This window comes from Paraburkholderia sp. SECH4 (assembly GCF_030511745.1).
Classification (GTDB): Bacteria; Pseudomonadota; Gammaproteobacteria; order Burkholderiales; family Burkholderiaceae; genus Paraburkholderia; species Paraburkholderia madseniana.
On record NZ_JALOCP010000003.1, the window covers coordinates 1 to 15898 of the forward strand.

The following is a 15898-nucleotide window of genomic DNA, read 5'->3' on the forward strand; positions in this document are numbered from 1 at the left end:
GCAATCGTGAGCCGTATCAACAACGGAAGCTAGGTGTGCGAAATCGCGCGCTTACGTTCAGATGGCGCAGGAGCGGCGTCCAAATCATTTGCGGTGGCTTTACGCCAGTCGCTTGCCGTGGTTCACCGCTCCTGGCCAAACCGTTACCCGAAACAAAGATGCACATCAAAGGGCTTCTGGTCTCGTAGCATGTAGTAGCACGCCCGTGCGAGCTTGTGTGCCAGAGCCTTGATCGCCAGGACGCGGTTCGTCCTGCTCTTCTTGCGATCGTAAAAGCTTCTGGCCTGCGGGCAGTAACGCATCGCGAAGTTCGCTGCCTCGACAAACGCCCACGCGAGATATTTGTTACCGTTCCTGGTATTGCCTTCCCCCTTCTTCCTGCCGTTACTCTCCCTCAGACTGTCAACACAGCGACAGTAAGAACTGAAATTGCCGACCTGGGCAAAGCGACTGATCGATCCGGTCTCAAGCATGATCGTGGTCGCGAGCGTGTCGCCGATGCCCGGCACTGTCTTGAGCAGGCGGTACTCGGCACGCAGACTCACGCGTTCCCTCAGTCGCTTCTCGAGCGCCTCAATCTGCTGTCCCAGCGCCTGACTGACCGCGCGGTTGGCCTCCACGGCCAGCGCGACATCGGGCGTAAATGCAAAGTCATCGACCTGGTCCGCCGTCAGCCGTTTGACGGTCTCGCCACTTATTCGGCTGCCCGTCTGTCGCATCACGATGCCCTCGATTGAAAGGATCTGTGCAGTGCGATAGCGCACCAGTTGCATGCGCTTGCGCGCCAGGTCGCGTGCGCCACGGTTCTCGCGCGGATAGACATAGCCCTCGGGCAGCAACCCGAGCCTCAGCAGCTTCGCCAGATACGCCGCATCGGCGAAATCTCCGCTGTGCTTGAGTCCGTCGTATTTCCTGATGGCAGCGGGGTGGGCCAGGTGTACCCGGTAACCTGAATCCATCAGTCCATCCACGAGCCAGTACCAGTTGTACGTGCTCTCTACGACCACACCCGTCAGTTCGTGCCGGTACGGCTCAAGCGCCGCCGCAAGCTGCGCAAGCTCGTTTGGCAGGCGTTTCTGGTACACGATGCGGTCGCTATCGTCGCTGACGATCACGACGCAGTTGTTCGAATGCAGGTCTATGCCACAATAGTTCATGTCGGTCTCCGCAGGGTCAAAGTGCGTCTCGCAAACTGACTTTAACCCTCGTCGCATAACTGCGGCGAGGAGGCCGGCTACATGATCATCATCTCGAGGAACGTAGAGATTGACGACCTGTCGCTCCAGGCAATTGTTGATGGCGCGCAACAGCCAATAACGTGGAAGCTGCCGCCGAACATTCGGGACGCCGTCCTGTTCGACCGTGCCTCGACCGCCGTTTATCTCGGAGGAGCCTTCATACTCGACGCTGCCGGACGAGTAGCAGTGGCCCAAAACAAGGTTGCTTATCCGCCTGTTGCACTGAATGACCGCGACTACTTTGTTGCCCAGCAGGACAGCCCGAACGTCGGGCTGTATTTTTCGCATCCATACAGGTCGCGTTTGCGCGATGGCAAATGGTCGGTTTCGCTTACCCGACGCATAAACAATCCCGACGGCTCTTTCAATGGCATCGCGGTTCTGGCCATCCGACTGGAATATTTCCAGTCGCTTCTCTCCAGGATAAGCACGGGTAGCGCGGGCTCAGTTTTCATTGCGCTAGATGACGGAACGCTATTGGCACGAAAGCCTTACGTTGAAAAGGTCATAGGGATACGTGTGCGCTCTGCAAGCTTCGCCTACATGCAGACTCATCCTTCAGGTTCCTTCGTCGCCAAAGCTACAGTCGATGGTGTTGAAAGGATGTATTCGTTTTCCCGCGTGCCGGGTACCCCTCTTATTGCGGTGGTTGCGCCGGCGGTTGATGACATTCTGTCGCCATGGCGGGAGCGGTCCCTTCTGGTTGGAACGCTCACGCTAGCGTTCGGCGGGGTTTTTGTCGCCGTTTCCTGGATGCTTGCCTTCGCCCTAAGGGATAAAATCAGGGTACAGGAGCAACTCATGCGTTGGGCGGCGACCGACGCTCTGACCGGTCTCAGTAATCGTCGCGCTCTGGACGCACGCCTCGACGCAGAATGGACGCGGGCTGCGCGGCAGGGAAGCGCCATTTCTGTGGCGTTCGTCGACATTGACCACTTCAAGCGATTCAACGACCTTTATGGGCATGCGATGGGCGACGATGTGCTTTCGGCTGTCGCGGACTGCCTGACTGAGGCAGCTCGCGCATCGGACGTTGTTGTGCGATACGGCGGCGAGGAGTTTGCCGTGCTGCTTCCTGACACTGACGCAGCAGGCGCTATCGCTGCGGCCGAACGGATGCGCAAGAACGTCGAAGGCATGACCCATTTCGCACTGACGAAAGGTCAGCCAGTTGTCACGGTCAGTGTCGGCTGCGCGACACGACTGCCGGCTCTGGGCGGCGCCCCCCGCGAGCTGCTGCTTGCTGCGGACGAGCAGCTCTATTCTGCCAAGGGCGCCGGCCGTAACCGCGTCATGCACGAAATAAGCGCAACCGATTCGTTCGCTGTTCGTACGTGACTCGTTGCCCTCGAACACCGGCCTCGCAACAGCAAGCCCGCCCTGTTCGGCAACGCAGAGATATCTTCATCCCATAGCGCCGAGAGACACCATCCTTTAGGGCGGAAGGAAAGGCGCGATGTCCGCTCTCGCCCGAGACTGCAGCGTATAAAGGTTCTGCACTAGACGGGTCATGCCCGTCAAACGCGCCTTCCGTTTCCGCTTCTATCCAACTGTTGCTCAGGAGCAGCAGTTGGCACAGCACTTCGGCTGCGTGCGATTCGTCTATAACCATATGCTCGCGCGTCGCCAGCAGCGCCACAAGGATGGCCTGAAGTCGAGCTACGCTGATGACGCCGCCGCGCTGACTGCGCTCAAGCAGACGCCGGGGTGCGTCTGGCTTCGTGACGTTTCCATTGTCGCCCTGCAGGCATCGCTCCGTCACCTCGACACCGCGTACCAGAACTTTTTCGCTCGCCGCGCGAAATTCCCGCGCTTCAAGCGCAAACAGGCCGCGCAGAGCTACTCGCTGATGCGTAACGGCTTCACACTGCGCGATGGCAAGCTGACGCTCGCCAAGATGAACCAGCCGCTCGATGTGCGCTGGAGTCGTGCGTTGCCGGGCGTACCGTCGAGCCTGACGGTGTCGTGCGACGCCGCCGGCCGGTACTTCGTGAGCCTGCTCTGCGACGATGATGTCGCTGTGCATGCTGCGAGTGACAAAGTCGTCGCCGCCGACCTCGGGTTGACGACCTTCCTGACCTTCTCCGATGACCGTGCGGCAGTTCGGTCGCCAAAGCTCCTCGCCGAACTACTGCATCGGGTGCGGCGGCTCAGCCGGGAGCTCTCGCGCAAGCAGAAAGGTTCGAAGAACCGTGACAAGGCTCGCCGACGCCTCGCCCGTCTGCACGCGCGCATCGCCGATGCCCGTAAAGACTTCCTGCACAAACTGTCCACCCGACTCATCCGCGAAAACCAAGCGGTGTTTATGGAGGACCTGTGCATCAAAGGGATGATGCGAAGCAACCTCGCTAGAAGCATCGGTGATGCGGCCTGGGGCGAACTGCTCAGGCAACTCGCGTACAAGGCAGCCTGGTACGGTCGCACCTACTGGCAGGCCGACCGGTTTTTCGCATCAAGCAAGACGTGCCACGCCTGCGGATTCAAGCTCGCGAGCCTGGCGCTGCGCACTCGCGAATGGACCTGTCCTGAGTGCGGCGAAGTCCACGACCGCGATAAAAACGCTGCGCGGAATCTCCTTGCAGCCGGACTACTAGCCACACGTACCGCGGGACGCGCGGGAACTTAAGCCTGTGGAGCGGACGGAAGTCCTGCAGGAGACACCTCCAGCGGGCGGTCCGCGTCGAAACAGGAACCTGACTTGTGAAGCGCAGGAATCCCCGTCCTTCAGGGCGAGGAGGACGTCAACGACATTGACCACTTAAAGCGATTCAACGACCTTTATGGACATGCGATGGGCGGCGAAGTGCTTTCGGCTGTCGCCGACTGCCTGACCGAGGCAGCTCGCGCATCGGACGTTGTCGTTTGATATGGCGGCGAGGAGTTTGCCGTGCTGCTTCCTGACACTGACGAAGCAGGCGCTATCGCCGCGGGCGAGCGGATGCGCAAAAGCGTCGAAGGCATGACCCATTTCGCACTGACGAAAGGTCAGCCAGTTGTCACGGTCAGTGTCAGCTGCGCGACGCGACTGCCCGCTGTAGGCGGCGGCCCCCGCGAGCTGCTTCTTGCTGCGGACGAGCAGCTCTATGATGCCAAGGGCGCTGGCCATAACCGCGTCATGCACAAAATAAGCGCAACCGATTCGTTCGCTGTTCGGACGTGACTCGTTGTCACTGACCAACGGCCTCGCAGCAGCAGGCCCATCTCGTTCGGCGACGCAGAAGTATCTTCATTTCCCATTCCCGCCGGTTTAGGCATAGCAGTGAGTAATTGTGTTGGTCCAATTCACTCGGGAGCCATCCGCCGCCTACGGTCGCCTCTGCATAAGAATTTCTTAAGCTATCGAATGTAATGTCGGTTGGGCCGCGTTGTCTCTCACGGAGGCTCTCGTCTTCAGGGGCGATTGACCAGTCTTACGGTAAAGCAAAGGTCTTTGCTGCGGATGCCGGAGAGCCAACGTTACTCAACAATCCGAGCTAGCCAATGGAAAAAGGCGATGGTCGGTCGGCCGCTGAACCTTATGAAGCATGCCGGGCAATTGATGAAGGTTGTTCGCGGGCTATGTCCGCGTGTGTCGACATGGTTGACGCTGCCGGTGCTATTGGCGTCAGAGACGAGCTTCACGCGGTGCGCGACGCATTGCAGCGACTTCATGCGGCCGCGGCCGGCGCTTTCGAAGAAGCATCCCGGACGATGCAAAACTGAGCTGCCCCTGCATCCAGTAATCGATGGAAAAGAACACCTACCCAAAACTCGTAAACCAACTGGCCGAACTCGATAAGGAAATAGAGCGTGTCTTGCGTGTCGAACGACGTGGAGTGATAGCGGAGATTCGCGCGCAGATGCGAGAGTACGGCATCAAGCCAAGCGAGCTCGTCGGACGAAAACGTGGCAGGTCGCCGGCGCCACCCAGATACTTAAATCCTGAAACGGGTCAGACATGGACCGGTCGAGGGCCACGCCCTCAGTGGCTGGACGGCAAGAACTCGAAGGAGTTCCTGATTGTCCGTCCGGAGAGCGCGCGAAGATGAATGCCGACCCGCCGACAGCGACCGTCACGAGATTAAGCTGCCACTGAGACAGTTCTGCCAGCTCCGGCACCTGAGACTGGATAAAGATGGTCGACTTCGTCGGGTCGATGCCGACCGCGAGATAATCGAGCGCCACCTCGATGACGTTTTCAGCGACTTTCTGGTGCCGGCCCACGTTGTCGGTCATGGCCTGTGCATCGGTACCAACCGAGCGGCAAGTTTGACGGCAGCGGTTTGCGCGAAGGCATCCGCGCTGCAGCGTGAGTTTTTACTGGACGGGTTCTATGATAGGACGCAGTAACTATCAATAGCGGAGCAACTTGCCCGTCCACGTCTGCGTACTCCGCTATTTCCTCGTGGTTGGCGCCCGGGAGATTGACATGAGCAATGCGATGAAGGTCGTCAAAGACGCATACGCTGCCTTTGGACAGGGCGACGTTCACGCGCTGCTGGCACTCATTCCAGATAATATCGACTGGCGAGTGGTGGGGCCCGCCAGCCTCCCGTATGCCACCATATGTCGCACGCGAACCGAGGTGCAGCGATATTTTGATGACCTCTTTTCAGCTGAAAAAATCACCAAATTCGAGCCTCGTGAATTCATTGACGCGGGCGAGCACATTGTCGTAATCGGCTTTGTCGCTGCGACCATCAAGGCGACAGGCAAATCGTTCGAATCAGAATGGGTGCACATCTTCACCGTCAAAAACGGTCTGGTAACCCGATGGCTGGAGTTTTTCGATACAGCCGCACGCCCGTAGCATTGAACGTCTTACCCCGGGGCGATAAGGCTTCTTGCTACCGAGGCACGCCCATTTGATGAGGTGGTTGGCCTGGTTGACCGACCTCTGTATTGTCCTTGCCAAACCGATGGCATTGGCGCGTGGTTGGGTTCGGTAGCATCCAATTTGACAGCACCGCGTGTGCTGTTCAATGGCCAACCCGGCCTATTGTCGCTGATTCGCAGCAAGTACGGTGCTCAACACTCGGCGCCGGCTGCCCATGTTACGTCTTCGACGGATAGGGTACGTCTAAGGCTTGTGCAATCAATTCGAAGCCTTTTTCATTTTTGTACGTGTCTATGTCGAGACCGCCGAGCCTCACCTTTTCCCATGAACCGGCTTGGTGGTGCTCTCGAAGGAATTCTGGGGTAAGCACAAAAAACTCGGGGTCGCGCGCACCATCTATTGACGCATTATTCTTCGCCTTTTGTAGGTAGTAGCCGACGTTCAGGAATGCAACGATAAGGAAGTCGAATGCATCGATGGAGCGAGCCTTTAAGGGGAACCCGCGGTCGGAGTCGGTCGCCATCCGGCTTTTGACCTGGATTCTAAGCTGTCTAGTCGCTTTACGTGGGTCGGGATGGCTGCAGAGCAGGTCGTACCCCTCGTTGAATGGTGGGGCCTTATACGTGAGAACGTTTCTCCGCAAAAGATAGCCCATGGCCAGGTACTCTGCACTGAGCGATACAGTCGGGAATCGGCCTCGCGGGCGAAGTTCGTCCGGGTCTTGGCCTAACGGCAGACTGTTGATTGCAGTAGTGGAGCGTGACATCTTTCCCCCTAGAGAAGAGAATTGAGAAACGCTTTCGCGCGGTCAGCGCACTTCTCATCTACCCACCGTGGCGGGCTCCGTTGAATCGAGATGTGCCCGCCAAAGTCACCGAAAACTGCTTGGGCTTCCGGAGACAGAACCTTCAATGGCTGGCCTGCGCGATTCGTAGCCATCGCGCTAATGAGATGAGCTTTCTCAAGTAGCCTGCTACCCGTGCAGCCTTTAACCAGCACCAGTCGTTGACGCTGTGCAACATAGACCTTCTCATGCATGACGTGAAAATTCTTGGCAAACTGCTCGCTCACGAAGCCCTGAGATGCGGAAGTCGCCAAGCCCGCCCATTCAACAACAAAGTATCCGACTAGATATAAGCCTGCCGGGACATCGTGCAGCCAGCCCTCAAGCCCTGCATAGAACGCAAGAATGTCGCCCTGCTCTAGGCGTGCCAATCCGGCCTTCGGGCGGGTCGGGTCGCCGTAAGTGAATGTCTCGAATTCCGGGTCAACGTGCATCGCTTGGTCGGACAGCAACGCTCGCCGTGCGTGTGGAAAATATTCCACCAACGGAACCCCATTACGGCCAGCAGTATTCCCATATGTTCGCCGGCCAACCCCTAAACTGTCGGGGATTGGGACCAGTTCGAAGGAGCCATCGGCAAATAGAGGCCCCTGCATCCCTCCAGAGCCCGAGTCGATTCCCACCCGTAGCAGCACTACGCTCATGGACACTCCGGGTCGAGTTCAAGCAGCAAATCTGCAAGGGTCCATTTTCGATGACCACGTACAAGAGCTGGGTGGGCACGGCGGACGAGTCGCTCGTTCCATACAAAGGTCCATGCGGTGTCACCAACGAGCAATGATGGGTGTCTGCCGTATCTGTCTCTGTATTCGATATCGTTGTGCCACTGCGTGTCGTCTCTTTCGTGCCGGTGGGCATGTTTGACCATTGGTGCCTGATAGCTAGCGGGGTGCCAATTTTCGTCGCCGTCTGAAAGTAGAGATTTCGGTAAGAATACGTCGCCTACGGGATTCTTTCGTGAGTCTTTTGAGTCGACGACTGCGTCTCGCTCGCTGTCCCGAAGTGCCTGAACAAGGTCGAATTGAGAGTCATATGCTTCCCCGACGCGCATCAGGTATTTGAGATACTGCTGATGACCAAACTCGGCGGTGTAGCTGGTGAATCCGGCAATCCATTTTCTTCGCCACTCGCCGCTCGAGAGAGTGGCCCGCATACCATGCTTGCAGGTGCACAAGGTGACGACGTCGCCATCGAAGTTGCCACCGCTCCCAGTTTGTTCCAATAGTCCATTGCGAAGCCGGACTGTACGAACGACATATGCGTACACGATGTGGTTCTCTGGCGGACCCAGCGCAGCCAATCGGATACGGAGTTCATCGATTCCGAGGTTGTTGACGAGCTTTGTGGCGATTGGCGAACCAGACTGCGGTGTTGCGGGTGTTTCGCACTTGGAAGCCCCGTGGCGGGGATTCACCGGCGCGATGCATGTACCAAGGGTCGCGTTGGTGGGCGGGCTGCAGCTTTCCTCGTGGTTATGCTTCGGTGATGGTTTGGACATTACTGGTCTCTCTCATAATTTAATTTGTCCGTGGGCAGCGGCCCCACGTAGCTGCGGCGCAATCCTGACGATATCACCGGTTATTGCATCGTGCGATACGCGAAAGTAGTGGTCGCCGTCCGCTTGGCGGTGGCGCATACATTTCCGCCTTTTCATTTTCAACAACCAACTTTTGCGTTCCTCGGACTGCGCGAACTGACGCCCTGCACGAGGCTTCGAATAGTCGTCGCAAAGATGAGTCGGCTTTCGGTCAGGGGAGTTATGCGCGTGCCGCGGTGCCTGTGGCATAGTGCGGACATTCATCAACCGGACGGGGAGTCCATATGGCAACACTAGAACAAATTGAAGCAAAGATGAAGAAGCTTCATGCGCAAGCCGAAGCTCTGGCAGCGAAGAAGGTCCACGCCGTTGTCGAGCAGATTCGCAAGCTGATGCTCGAACACGGCTTGACGACAGAAGACATTGAAGCCAAGGCGTCGGCAAAGCGGGCGGCGAAAGGACTGAAGGTCAGCGTCGCTGCGGGCAAGACGAAAGCCGCCATCGGCGAAAAGACCAAAGCAGCACCGAAGTATCAGTACCCCAAAACGGGCGCGACATGGACCGGTCACGGCCGCGCGCCAGCGTGGCTTGCTAACGTCAAGGACCGCAGCAAGTTCCTGATTGCATGCGGCGCTGAAGCAACTGTTGCGACGACCGCAGGTGCTGTGAGCAAGGCAAAGGCTGCCGACAAAAAGACGGCATCGAAGACGGTCGGTGTGGGCGCTGGAAAAGGACAGCCGAAGGGCGCTCAACCGGCGCTTTACCTTGACCCCAAGTCAGGTGCGACATGGAGCGCGGCCGCGGGCGCGCGCCGGCGTGGCTGGCTGGTGTCAAGGACCGGACACGGTTTCTGATTGATGGCGCCAGCGCGGCGGCGGATGCGGGTGCCGCGAGCAAACCGAACACTACGACCAAGAAGGTCGCAGCGACAAAGTCCGCACCGTCGAAGAAGGTTGCGGTGAAGAAAACTGCTTCAAAGAAGGCGGTGAACGCGAAGGAACCGGCGAAGAAAGCGCTGCGCAAGAACGCCGCTGTGACTGCTCCGGTGGCCACTGTCGAGTCTGGCGCCGAGTCGACGACCTGAGCGCAGTTGTCCGTTGTTCGGTTGGACCAGAGAATCGCTGGTTCCACCGAACATACCAAGCCGGCATTTTATTGCGCCTGTGCTGCCTGAAGTTGCGCGGCTTGCTGTTTCGGTAGGTGTTTCCCCGCCACACGGCCGCCGACCGCGTGGTGTCCTGTGCGAGTTTCGGAAGAAGCTCGGCGTCAGGAAAGCCACAGGATAAACCCATCGAATAGGCAGACGTTCGGTCGACGTTCTCTGCGGCGAGACTGGCGTATCCAAGGCGAACCCTTCGCTGACTGACCTGAACTAAGTATCCGAAACAGCGAGGTGCGGGCCGAGCGCGTGGCGATGTATTGCTCAAAGCCCGGGGATGCTGTCAAAAAATGATGCGGCACGGGCCCGCAATAATCGGATGAAACTCAACGACTCACTCCGACCCACCATGGCTAGGACGAGGGGCGCGTGAACGCCACGAGGTCCTGATTCCGTAAGGGTTTCAGCCATATTTTTATTACCCGACTTAAGCGTACCGTTCTCTCAGTAGCAGGTTGAAATCCGTCAAACGCTGGCCTATCGTTTATTGATAAATAAATAGAAGTACTGCTCACTTCATCGTGGGCCTGCTGGGTGTCCGGGGCGGTGTAGATAACTAAGACTAAGCGGCGACTATGGACACTTGCTTCCAGCACACACTCTCGATACCCCGTCAGTAGCGCCCTCCAGCGCGCCATCTCCGGCGCATGCGCGTGTCTCTACGGCTTGCGAAGCGAGGAGGCACCATGCCTGTGCGTTGTCGTGTCATTTGGTCCATCCGGAGAGGCGCGTGACACGGCACGCCGTGCGAAGCCGGTTGTTACCCCGCCGAAACCATTCTCTACGAAGGAGTACTGCCGTGCGCAGACCTCTTTTTTCCCTACTGTGGATGCTGTCACTTTTGATGGGGCTGGGTGCAGCGTCGAGCGCGCTGGCCACGACAATCACGCTGACTTTCGATGAGTTTCAAACGGGAACCGCTGTTACAAACCAGTACGAGAATCTTGGGGTGCTGGTGTCTGGCGCGACCGCTTTTGCTGCCGCAGCTTTAGCTGCCGCAGCTAACCCTTTGCCTGCCAACACCCCGCCGAACATAGCCTACTCGCCACTTGGTCTGATGACTTTTAGCTTGAACTCCGCCATCACTGGCAACGTTCAATCGGTGTCGGCCTACCTCTCGGAGGGCGCCGGGGTCAATGTCGGTATCTACGCCTATGACGCTTCGGGTGCACTGGTTGGGCAGGCGATTGCGGCCGCCAATGTCGTTAGTACGTTGGTGTCCGTCACCTCCTCGGGCAACCCGATTGCCACGGTCCAGATTCATGACGGTAGAGGCGCGTTCTTCGGGGTCGATACCGTGACGTTTACCGCGAAGCCAATGCCAACGAAGCCTCCGGTTGCCACCGTGTTGCCCGGGCGAATCAGCCGTACGGCCTGTTGGGCACTGACGATTTTTCCACGTCCGACGCTATTTATAGCCGCGGGAAAAGGATGTTGAAAACCTGCGCTCATGCTGTCTCCAAACTGCACCATGGAGCCGGGCTCCGGCGCTATGTAGTTGTTCGGAAGTGCTGCAACTGGACCGCAGTTTGTTCGTTAGTGTTCAAACCATCCGCGGCGAACGGATGGTTCGTTGCGGATTGAACCTTCGGCTTCATTCGTAAGAATACACGCTTCGTGGAGCCCTTTTTCGCTGCCGTGCAGGAAAGAGTGCCGGTCGACTCCCGTCCACCTCTCGCTCACCCGCATATGGTAGGGAAATTCATCGGCAGTTCAAGTGACATTGACTCCGCCTCAATGGCATCAAATTCGGTGCGACGACGCGACGGCTCCATCAATGGCGCATAGGTGGCGCCGTGCGAGGTCTATAAAAAAAGTCAACTCTCCGCGTCGGGCTGAGCTGCCGGCTCAGCCTGCCGGAACACTTCCAAGGCCATCGCATTTGTAGCGAGGCGGTTGATAGTCGGATAGCGGTTCAAAGGTATCGCAAATCGCTGAGCATTCCAGACCTGCGGAACGAGGCACAAGTCCGCGAGTGTTGGGGCGTTTCCGAACACAAAATCACCGACGCGACGTTCAGTGCATAGCCTTGCTTCCAAAGAACTGAATCCGGCGTCAACCCAGTGTTGGTACCACTGCGACTTCTGCCCCTCTGATATGTCGAAGTGTCTCTTCAGGTACTGCAGCACTCTTAAGTTGTTGACCGGGTGAATTTCACACGCAACCTGCAACGCTACGGAACGAACATACGCACGGTCCTCTGGGGCCTTTGGCAGCAAGGGAGGTTCAGGGTGCAACTCGTCGATGTATTCGATTATTGCCAGCGACTGCGTCAGGACATGTGGTCCGTCTTCCAAAGTAGGAACCAATGCGTCTGGATTGAGTCCACGATAAACTGACGAGAGTTGCTGGCCACCTCCCCTTAGAAGGTGAACTGCCGCATATTCATAGGACAGGCCCTTTAGTGCGAGGGCAATGCGCACCCGATACGACGCGGAGCCGCGGAAGTAGCTGTAGAGCTTCATTCATCGCTCTCCGGCGCCTCGATGGCGTGGGCCGGCAATATGGTGCCGACGCATGAACCGAAGCCGATGCGGTAGCCTTCGCCTTGACACCATCCGAGCAAGGTCAGTTCGTCGCCGTCTTCGATGAAACTCCGAGCTTCGCCATTGCCAAGCTTGAGGGGCGATTGTCCATTCCACGTAAGCTCGAGAAGGCTACCGAACGTCCCAACATTGTAGTCAGTCGACTCTGATTTCGGTCCGCTGATGGTGCCTGAACCCAAGAGGTCTCCGATGCGCATGTTGCAACCGGACGACGTGTGGTGCGCCAACTGTTGCGCCATCGACCAGTACATGTGTTTGAAGTTGGTCCGCGCAATTGTCGTTGGCGAGACGGCGAGCTTGGGCTTAAGCTGAACCTCGAGATTCAGGTCGATGCCCGCATTGGTCGCTCCTCGCAGGTAGGAGAGAGGTTTTGGCATCTGTGCCGGCTGCTCGACGCGAAATGGCGCCAGCGCATCCATGGTCACAACCCACGGGGAAATTGTGGTCGCAAAGCCCTTCGAGTTGAACGGACCGAGCGGCTGATACTCCCACTGCTGGATATCACGTGCACTCCAGTCGTTCAGAAGTACCATGCCGAAGATGTGGTTGTCAGCCGTCGCCGCAGGAATCGGTGAGCCAATTGTGCTTCCGATGCCAACGAAGAAGCCGGTTTCCAGTTCGATGTCCAGCTTGCGACACGGCCCGTAGCTGGGGCGCGTGGAGTCGGGGTCTTTGCGTTGTCCGTTGGGGCGCCGAATCGGTGTGCCACTCACAACAACCGACGATGCCCGGCCGTTGTATCCGATGGGTATCTCGAGCCAGTTTGGCATCAGTGCATTCTTCGGGTCACGGAACATACACCCAACATTGGTCGCATGTTCTCGCGAGGAATAAAAGTCGGTGTAGCCTGGAATCTCGAATGGAAGATGCATGACCGCGTCGCATTGACGAACGAACGAACGCTCACGGACTGCTTCATTGTCACGAAGGGTTGTTCCGTCTGCAGACAGGAGCGTCGAGAGTTGAATCCGTACACTGGCCCAAGCTGCTTTTCCCAAAGCCACAAAGTCGTTGAGGCGTCCCTGACGGAAAACGCTTTTTGGTTGACCCGCGTCGTCAGTAACCGTGTACGGCACTGAGAGCAATCCGGCCGACTCGAGCACAACGAGGTCGACAATTAACTCTCCAATTGCGACGCCTACACGCGGGGTGCCGGAATTGTTGTCCGAGAAGACGCCAAAGGGCAGGTTCTGGATGGGGAAGTCGGCGTTGCCCATATTCGCCGATTCAACCCAGCTTCTCAGCTTCGGACTGGTTGTCCGCGATAGCGCCAATGCTTCGTCTGTCGTCGCAGTCATCATTTCACTTCCGGATTGAAGTTGTTCTTGAGCCCCTGCCAGCACTCGAAGTAGTTCACCTGCAGTTGCGAGGTTTCCAGTGCGAACTGCGTCGGCTTGATGAGCGTGCGCGTCTCGAACATAAAGGCCATGGTGGAGTCGACCTTGGCCGGCTTCGTGGTGTCAGACGAAGACGCCTTGTCGAATGTGCCGGCGTCAGGGCCGTGGCCCGACATGCAGTTATGCAGGCTGCCGCCGCCTGGGAGAAAGCCTTCCGCCTTCGCGTCATATTCTCCATGGATGAGACCCATGAACTCGCTGGCAACGTTGCGATGGAACCAGGGCGGTCGGAAGGTGTCCTCGGCGGCGAGCCAGCGCGGGGGGAAAATGACAAAGTCGATGGTGTCGACACCTGGTGTGTCGCTGAGTGATTGGAGGACCAGAAAAATTGACGGGTCTGGATGGTCGAAGCTGATTGAGCCAATCGTGTTGAATCGGCGCAGGTCATACTTATATGGCGCGTAGTTCCCGTGCCACGCGACGACGTCGAGCGGCGAGTGGTCGATGTTGGCGCGCCAAAGTTGACCGTTCAGCTTCGCGACCAGTTCGAAATTGCCTTCGAGCACTTCGTAGGCGGCCTGCGGGGTCAGGAAATCGCGCGGATTGGCAAGCCCGTTGGAGCCAATGGGACCGAGGTCTGGCAACTGGAGAAGGGCGCCAAAGTTCTCGCAAATATAGCCTCGTGCATCCCCGTCGAGCAGTTCGACGCGAAAGCGTGTGCCGCGTGGAATGACGGCGATTTCTTGCGGTCCGACTTCAATGAGGCCGAGTTCGGTTGCAATGCTCAGTGCTCCAAGTTGCGGAACAATCAGCAACTCCCCATCAGCACTGTAGAAGAAACGGTCTTGCATTGACCGGTTCGCTGCGTACATGTGGATGGCACAACCGGTCATCGACTCAGCCGAGCCGTTACCGGCCATCGTTACCAGACCATCGACGAAGTCGGTGGGCTCTTGGGGAAGCGGTAACGGGTCCCAACGGAGCTGATTTGGCGGCGTCGGCGGCACCTTGGAGAAGTCGCTGACAAGCTTGTCGTTGCCTAACGGCGTGAATTGCTCGTGGACAGCCGCAGGACGTATCCGGTAAAGCCACGAGCGACGGTTATGCGAGCGAGGCGCAGTGAACGCCGTTCCGGAAAACTGTTCCGCATAAAGGCCGTACGCGACTCGCTGTGGTGAATTCCGGCCCACCGGCAGTGCGCCAGGAAGCGCTTCGGTCGCAAACTCGCTGCCGAAGCCGGACTGATATCCGGCAGGGTGCGCCGAAAATGCCGCCGTTGCCGACGAGGCACGTTTGAGATTGGAATTCTGAAGCGAGGCTGCGCGCACGGCCTCGCGATTTTCTTTCGTTTCGAGAGTCGGGTGTTGCACGTTGAGCCTCCGGGGGTAAGCCATCTTGAAGGCGGAGACCCTGGCGTCGTGTCAAACACCCGCGGTCCGCCGTATGCAGGTCAGCCTTCGAGCGTTTCCCACATTTCCTTGTCGCGCTGTGCAGTCCAGATGCGCGGGTCCGGGTACTGCGTGGATTCGTCGTAGGCCCGTGTCACATCAAACGGCATGCAATGGTCGAAGATGACCCAGTCGCCGAACTTCGGCTTCAACGCTGCGTACGTTTCTTTGTAGATGGCGTTCAGGTCCTTCCCTTCGCTCGAGCCGGATTTGACCTTGTTGTAGAGCTCGCTGACAAATGCGCGTGTCCCAGCCAGACCTTCAGCGACTTCCTGGGGCGTTTTCAGCGCGGCACCGCGGCCGGGAACCAGCTTCTCGGGTTTCAGCGCGGCAATGGCGTCGAGCGTAGCAGGCCAGTCCTGGAAGTAGGCGTCACCGGCGTACGGCGTAGCGCCGTACTCGACGAGGTCGCCCGACAAAAGGACCTTTTCCTGGGGCAACCACACGACGGTGTCGCCCTTCGTATGTCCGCGACCAAGCTGAAGGATTTTCACTTCGAGCTTGCCGAGCCACAGCGTCATTTCCTTCTTGAAAGTCAAAGTTGGCCATGTCAGTCCCGGTACTGACTCAACAGCATTGAACAGTCGCGGGAAGCGTTCAATCTCGCTCTTCATGTCCTGCTCACCACGTTCGACGATGAGGTCGTAGGTGTCCTGACTCGCGATGATTTGTTGCGGGTTGTATGCCGACGCGCCGAGCACGCGAACAGCATGGTAGTGGGTGAGGAGCACGTATTTGATGGGTTTGTCCGTCACCTCGCGGATACGGCGAATGACGTCCTGAGCCATGACCGGCGTTGCCTGAGTGTCCGCGACCAGCACCGCGTCATCGCCGATGATGATGCCGGTATTGGGGTCACCCTCCGCGGTGTAGGCGTAGGCGTGCTCGGAAAGCTGTTCAAACGTGACCTTTTTCTCTTCAGTATCCGCGTGGGAAGCGAACTTCTTCTGTGACGTCATGGCGAAAACCTCTA

General features: G+C 58.0%; 16 protein-coding genes and 2 pseudogenes. 9 read left to right on the top strand and 9 right to left on the bottom strand.

What is annotated here, in order from left to right; all coding sequences use genetic code 11:
* Positions 1-143: 143 nt before the first annotated feature.
* Entirely contained in the window at positions 144-1157 is a 1014-nt protein-coding gene (locus tag M0D67_RS05510; RefSeq protein WP_266237676.1) for an IS110 family transposase, read from the bottom strand.
* 81 nt (positions 1158-1238) lie between these two features.
* Between M0D67_RS05510 and M0D67_RS05515 the strand changes: the two genes are divergently transcribed.
* From M0D67_RS05515 to M0D67_RS42055, 5 genes and pseudogenes are all read left to right on the top strand, one after another.
* On the top strand, positions 1239-2576 hold the full coding sequence (locus tag M0D67_RS05515) for a sensor domain-containing diguanylate cyclase (RefSeq protein ID WP_266237678.1): 1338 nt from the start codon (positions 1239-1241) through the stop codon (positions 2574-2576).
* Between the two features lie 172 nt (positions 2577-2748).
* A complete protein-coding gene (locus tag M0D67_RS05520; RefSeq protein WP_266237680.1) occupies positions 2749-3864 on the top strand; it encodes an RNA-guided endonuclease TnpB family protein in 1116 nt (371 codons plus the stop codon).
* A 165-nt stretch (positions 3865-4029) separates the two neighbouring features.
* A pseudogene (locus M0D67_RS05525) lies at positions 4030-4398 on the top strand (GGDEF domain-containing protein).
* 320 nt (positions 4399-4718) lie between these two features.
* Positions 4719-4940, top strand: a complete 222-nt coding sequence (locus M0D67_RS05530) for a hypothetical protein (RefSeq protein ID WP_266237683.1) — start codon at positions 4719-4721, stop codon at positions 4938-4940.
* Positions 4941-4963: 23 nt separating this feature from the next.
* Positions 4964-5266, top strand: coding sequence for an H-NS family nucleoid-associated regulatory protein (locus M0D67_RS42055; RefSeq protein WP_367892344.1), 303 nt, complete (start codon positions 4964-4966; stop codon positions 5264-5266).
* Between the two features lie 16 nt (positions 5267-5282).
* On the opposite strand, the pseudogene M0D67_RS05535 reads toward M0D67_RS42055, so the two are convergent.
* A pseudogene (locus M0D67_RS05535) lies at positions 5283-5459 on the bottom strand (tryptophan--tRNA ligase); the annotation flags it as partial.
* Between the two features lie 187 nt (positions 5460-5646).
* On the opposite strand from M0D67_RS05535, the gene M0D67_RS05540 reads away from it, so the two are divergent.
* Entirely contained in the window at positions 5647-6027 is a 381-nt protein-coding gene (locus tag M0D67_RS05540; protein WP_266237685.1) for a nuclear transport factor 2 family protein, read from the top strand.
* 244 nt (positions 6028-6271) lie between these two features.
* Here M0D67_RS05540 and M0D67_RS05545 read toward each other — a convergent pair whose 3' ends face one another.
* From M0D67_RS05545 to M0D67_RS05555, 3 genes are read right to left on the bottom strand one after another with little or no spacing between them, the layout of a single operon-like run.
* Positions 6272-6820, bottom strand: coding sequence for a hypothetical protein (locus M0D67_RS05545; protein WP_266237688.1), 549 nt, complete (start codon positions 6818-6820; stop codon positions 6272-6274).
* Between the two features lie 8 nt (positions 6821-6828).
* Positions 6829-7542, bottom strand: coding sequence for a hypothetical protein (locus tag M0D67_RS05550; RefSeq protein ID WP_266237690.1), 714 nt, complete (start codon positions 7540-7542; stop codon positions 6829-6831).
* Entirely contained in the window at positions 7539-8396 is an 858-nt protein-coding gene (locus M0D67_RS05555; RefSeq protein ID WP_266237693.1) for a hypothetical protein, read from the bottom strand. Before M0D67_RS05555 ends, M0D67_RS05550 begins: the two co-directional genes overlap by 4 nt.
* A 353-nt stretch (positions 8397-8749) precedes the next feature.
* On the opposite strand from M0D67_RS05555, the gene M0D67_RS05560 reads away from it, so the two are divergent.
* The 3 genes from M0D67_RS05560 to M0D67_RS05565 all read left to right on the top strand — a co-directional run bounded on the left by M0D67_RS05560 (position 8750) and on the right by M0D67_RS05565 (position 11032).
* A complete protein-coding gene (locus tag M0D67_RS05560) occupies positions 8750-9289 on the top strand; it encodes an H-NS histone family protein (RefSeq protein ID WP_308112556.1) in 540 nt (179 codons plus the stop codon).
* Positions 9290-9393: 104 nt separating this feature from the next.
* Positions 9394-9519, top strand: a complete 126-nt coding sequence (locus M0D67_RS42060) for a hypothetical protein (RefSeq protein ID WP_308112557.1) — start codon at positions 9394-9396, stop codon at positions 9517-9519.
* Positions 9520-10393: 874 nt separating this feature from the next.
* A complete protein-coding gene (locus M0D67_RS05565) occupies positions 10394-11032 on the top strand; it encodes a hypothetical protein (RefSeq protein WP_266238301.1) in 639 nt (212 codons plus the stop codon).
* Between the two features lie 379 nt (positions 11033-11411).
* On the opposite strand, the gene maiA is transcribed toward M0D67_RS05565, so the two are convergent.
* The 4 genes from maiA to M0D67_RS05585 are packed head-to-tail and all read right to left on the bottom strand — an operon-like array spanning position 11412 to position 15884.
* Positions 11412-12059 (bottom strand): maleylacetoacetate isomerase, encoded by a 648-nt coding sequence (gene maiA / locus M0D67_RS05570; RefSeq protein WP_266237696.1) that lies wholly within the window; start codon positions 12057-12059, stop codon positions 11412-11414.
* Positions 12056-13438, bottom strand: coding sequence for a fumarylacetoacetase (gene fahA, locus M0D67_RS05575; RefSeq protein ID WP_266238262.1), 1383 nt, complete (start codon positions 13436-13438; stop codon positions 12056-12058). Before fahA ends, maiA begins: the two co-directional genes overlap by 4 nt.
* Positions 13438-14871 carry a homogentisate 1,2-dioxygenase gene (gene hmgA / locus M0D67_RS05580; protein ID WP_266237698.1) on the bottom strand — a complete coding sequence of 478 codons (1434 nt, stop codon included), beginning with the start codon at positions 14869-14871 and terminating at the stop codon, positions 13438-13440. The genes fahA and hmgA overlap by 1 nt, the downstream gene beginning before the upstream one ends.
* Positions 14872-14927: 56 nt before the next feature.
* Positions 14928-15884, bottom strand: a complete 957-nt coding sequence (locus M0D67_RS05585; protein WP_266237700.1) for an MBL fold metallo-hydrolase — start codon at positions 15882-15884, stop codon at positions 14928-14930.
* Between the last annotated feature and the right edge of the window lie 14 nt (positions 15885-15898).

What these genes read in the sequence shown, in the direction of transcription:
- M0D67_RS05510 (WP_266237676.1), bottom strand. Translation starts at nt 1,157, where the DNA reads ATGAACTATTGTGGCATAGACCTGCATTCGAACAACTGCGTCGTGATC.
- M0D67_RS42055 (WP_367892344.1), top strand. Translation starts at nt 4,964, where the DNA reads ATGGAAAAGAACACCTACCCAAAACTCGTAAACCAACTGGCCGAACTC.
- fahA (WP_266238262.1), bottom strand. Translation starts at nt 13,438, where the DNA reads ATGACTGCGACGACAGACGAAGCATTGGCGCTATCGCGGACAACCAGT.
- M0D67_RS05560 (WP_308112556.1), top strand. Translation starts at nt 8,750, where the DNA reads ATGAAGAAGCTTCATGCGCAAGCCGAAGCTCTGGCAGCGAAGAAGGTC.
- M0D67_RS05585 (WP_266237700.1), bottom strand. Translation starts at nt 15,884, where the DNA reads ATGACGTCACAGAAGAAGTTCGCTTCCCACGCGGATACTGAAGAGAAA.
- M0D67_RS05515 (WP_266237678.1), top strand. Translation starts at nt 1,239, where the DNA reads ATGATCATCATCTCGAGGAACGTAGAGATTGACGACCTGTCGCTCCAG.
- M0D67_RS05530 (WP_266237683.1), top strand. Translation starts at nt 4,719, where the DNA reads ATGGAAAAAGGCGATGGTCGGTCGGCCGCTGAACCTTATGAAGCATGC.
- M0D67_RS05540 (WP_266237685.1), top strand. Translation starts at nt 5,647, where the DNA reads ATGAGCAATGCGATGAAGGTCGTCAAAGACGCATACGCTGCCTTTGGA.
- M0D67_RS05545 (WP_266237688.1), bottom strand. Translation starts at nt 6,820, where the DNA reads ATGTCACGCTCCACTACTGCAATCAACAGTCTGCCGTTAGGCCAAGAC.
- hmgA (WP_266237698.1), bottom strand. Translation starts at nt 14,871, where the DNA reads ATGGCTTACCCCCGGAGGCTCAACGTGCAACACCCGACTCTCGAAACG.
- maiA (WP_266237696.1), bottom strand. Translation starts at nt 12,059, where the DNA reads ATGAAGCTCTACAGCTACTTCCGCGGCTCCGCGTCGTATCGGGTGCGC.
- M0D67_RS05520 (WP_266237680.1), top strand. Translation starts at nt 2,749, where the DNA reads ATGCCCGTCAAACGCGCCTTCCGTTTCCGCTTCTATCCAACTGTTGCT.
- M0D67_RS05555 (WP_266237693.1), bottom strand. Translation starts at nt 8,396, where the DNA reads ATGTCCAAACCATCACCGAAGCATAACCACGAGGAAAGCTGCAGCCCG.
- M0D67_RS05550 (WP_266237690.1), bottom strand. Translation starts at nt 7,542, where the DNA reads ATGAGCGTAGTGCTGCTACGGGTGGGAATCGACTCGGGCTCTGGAGGG.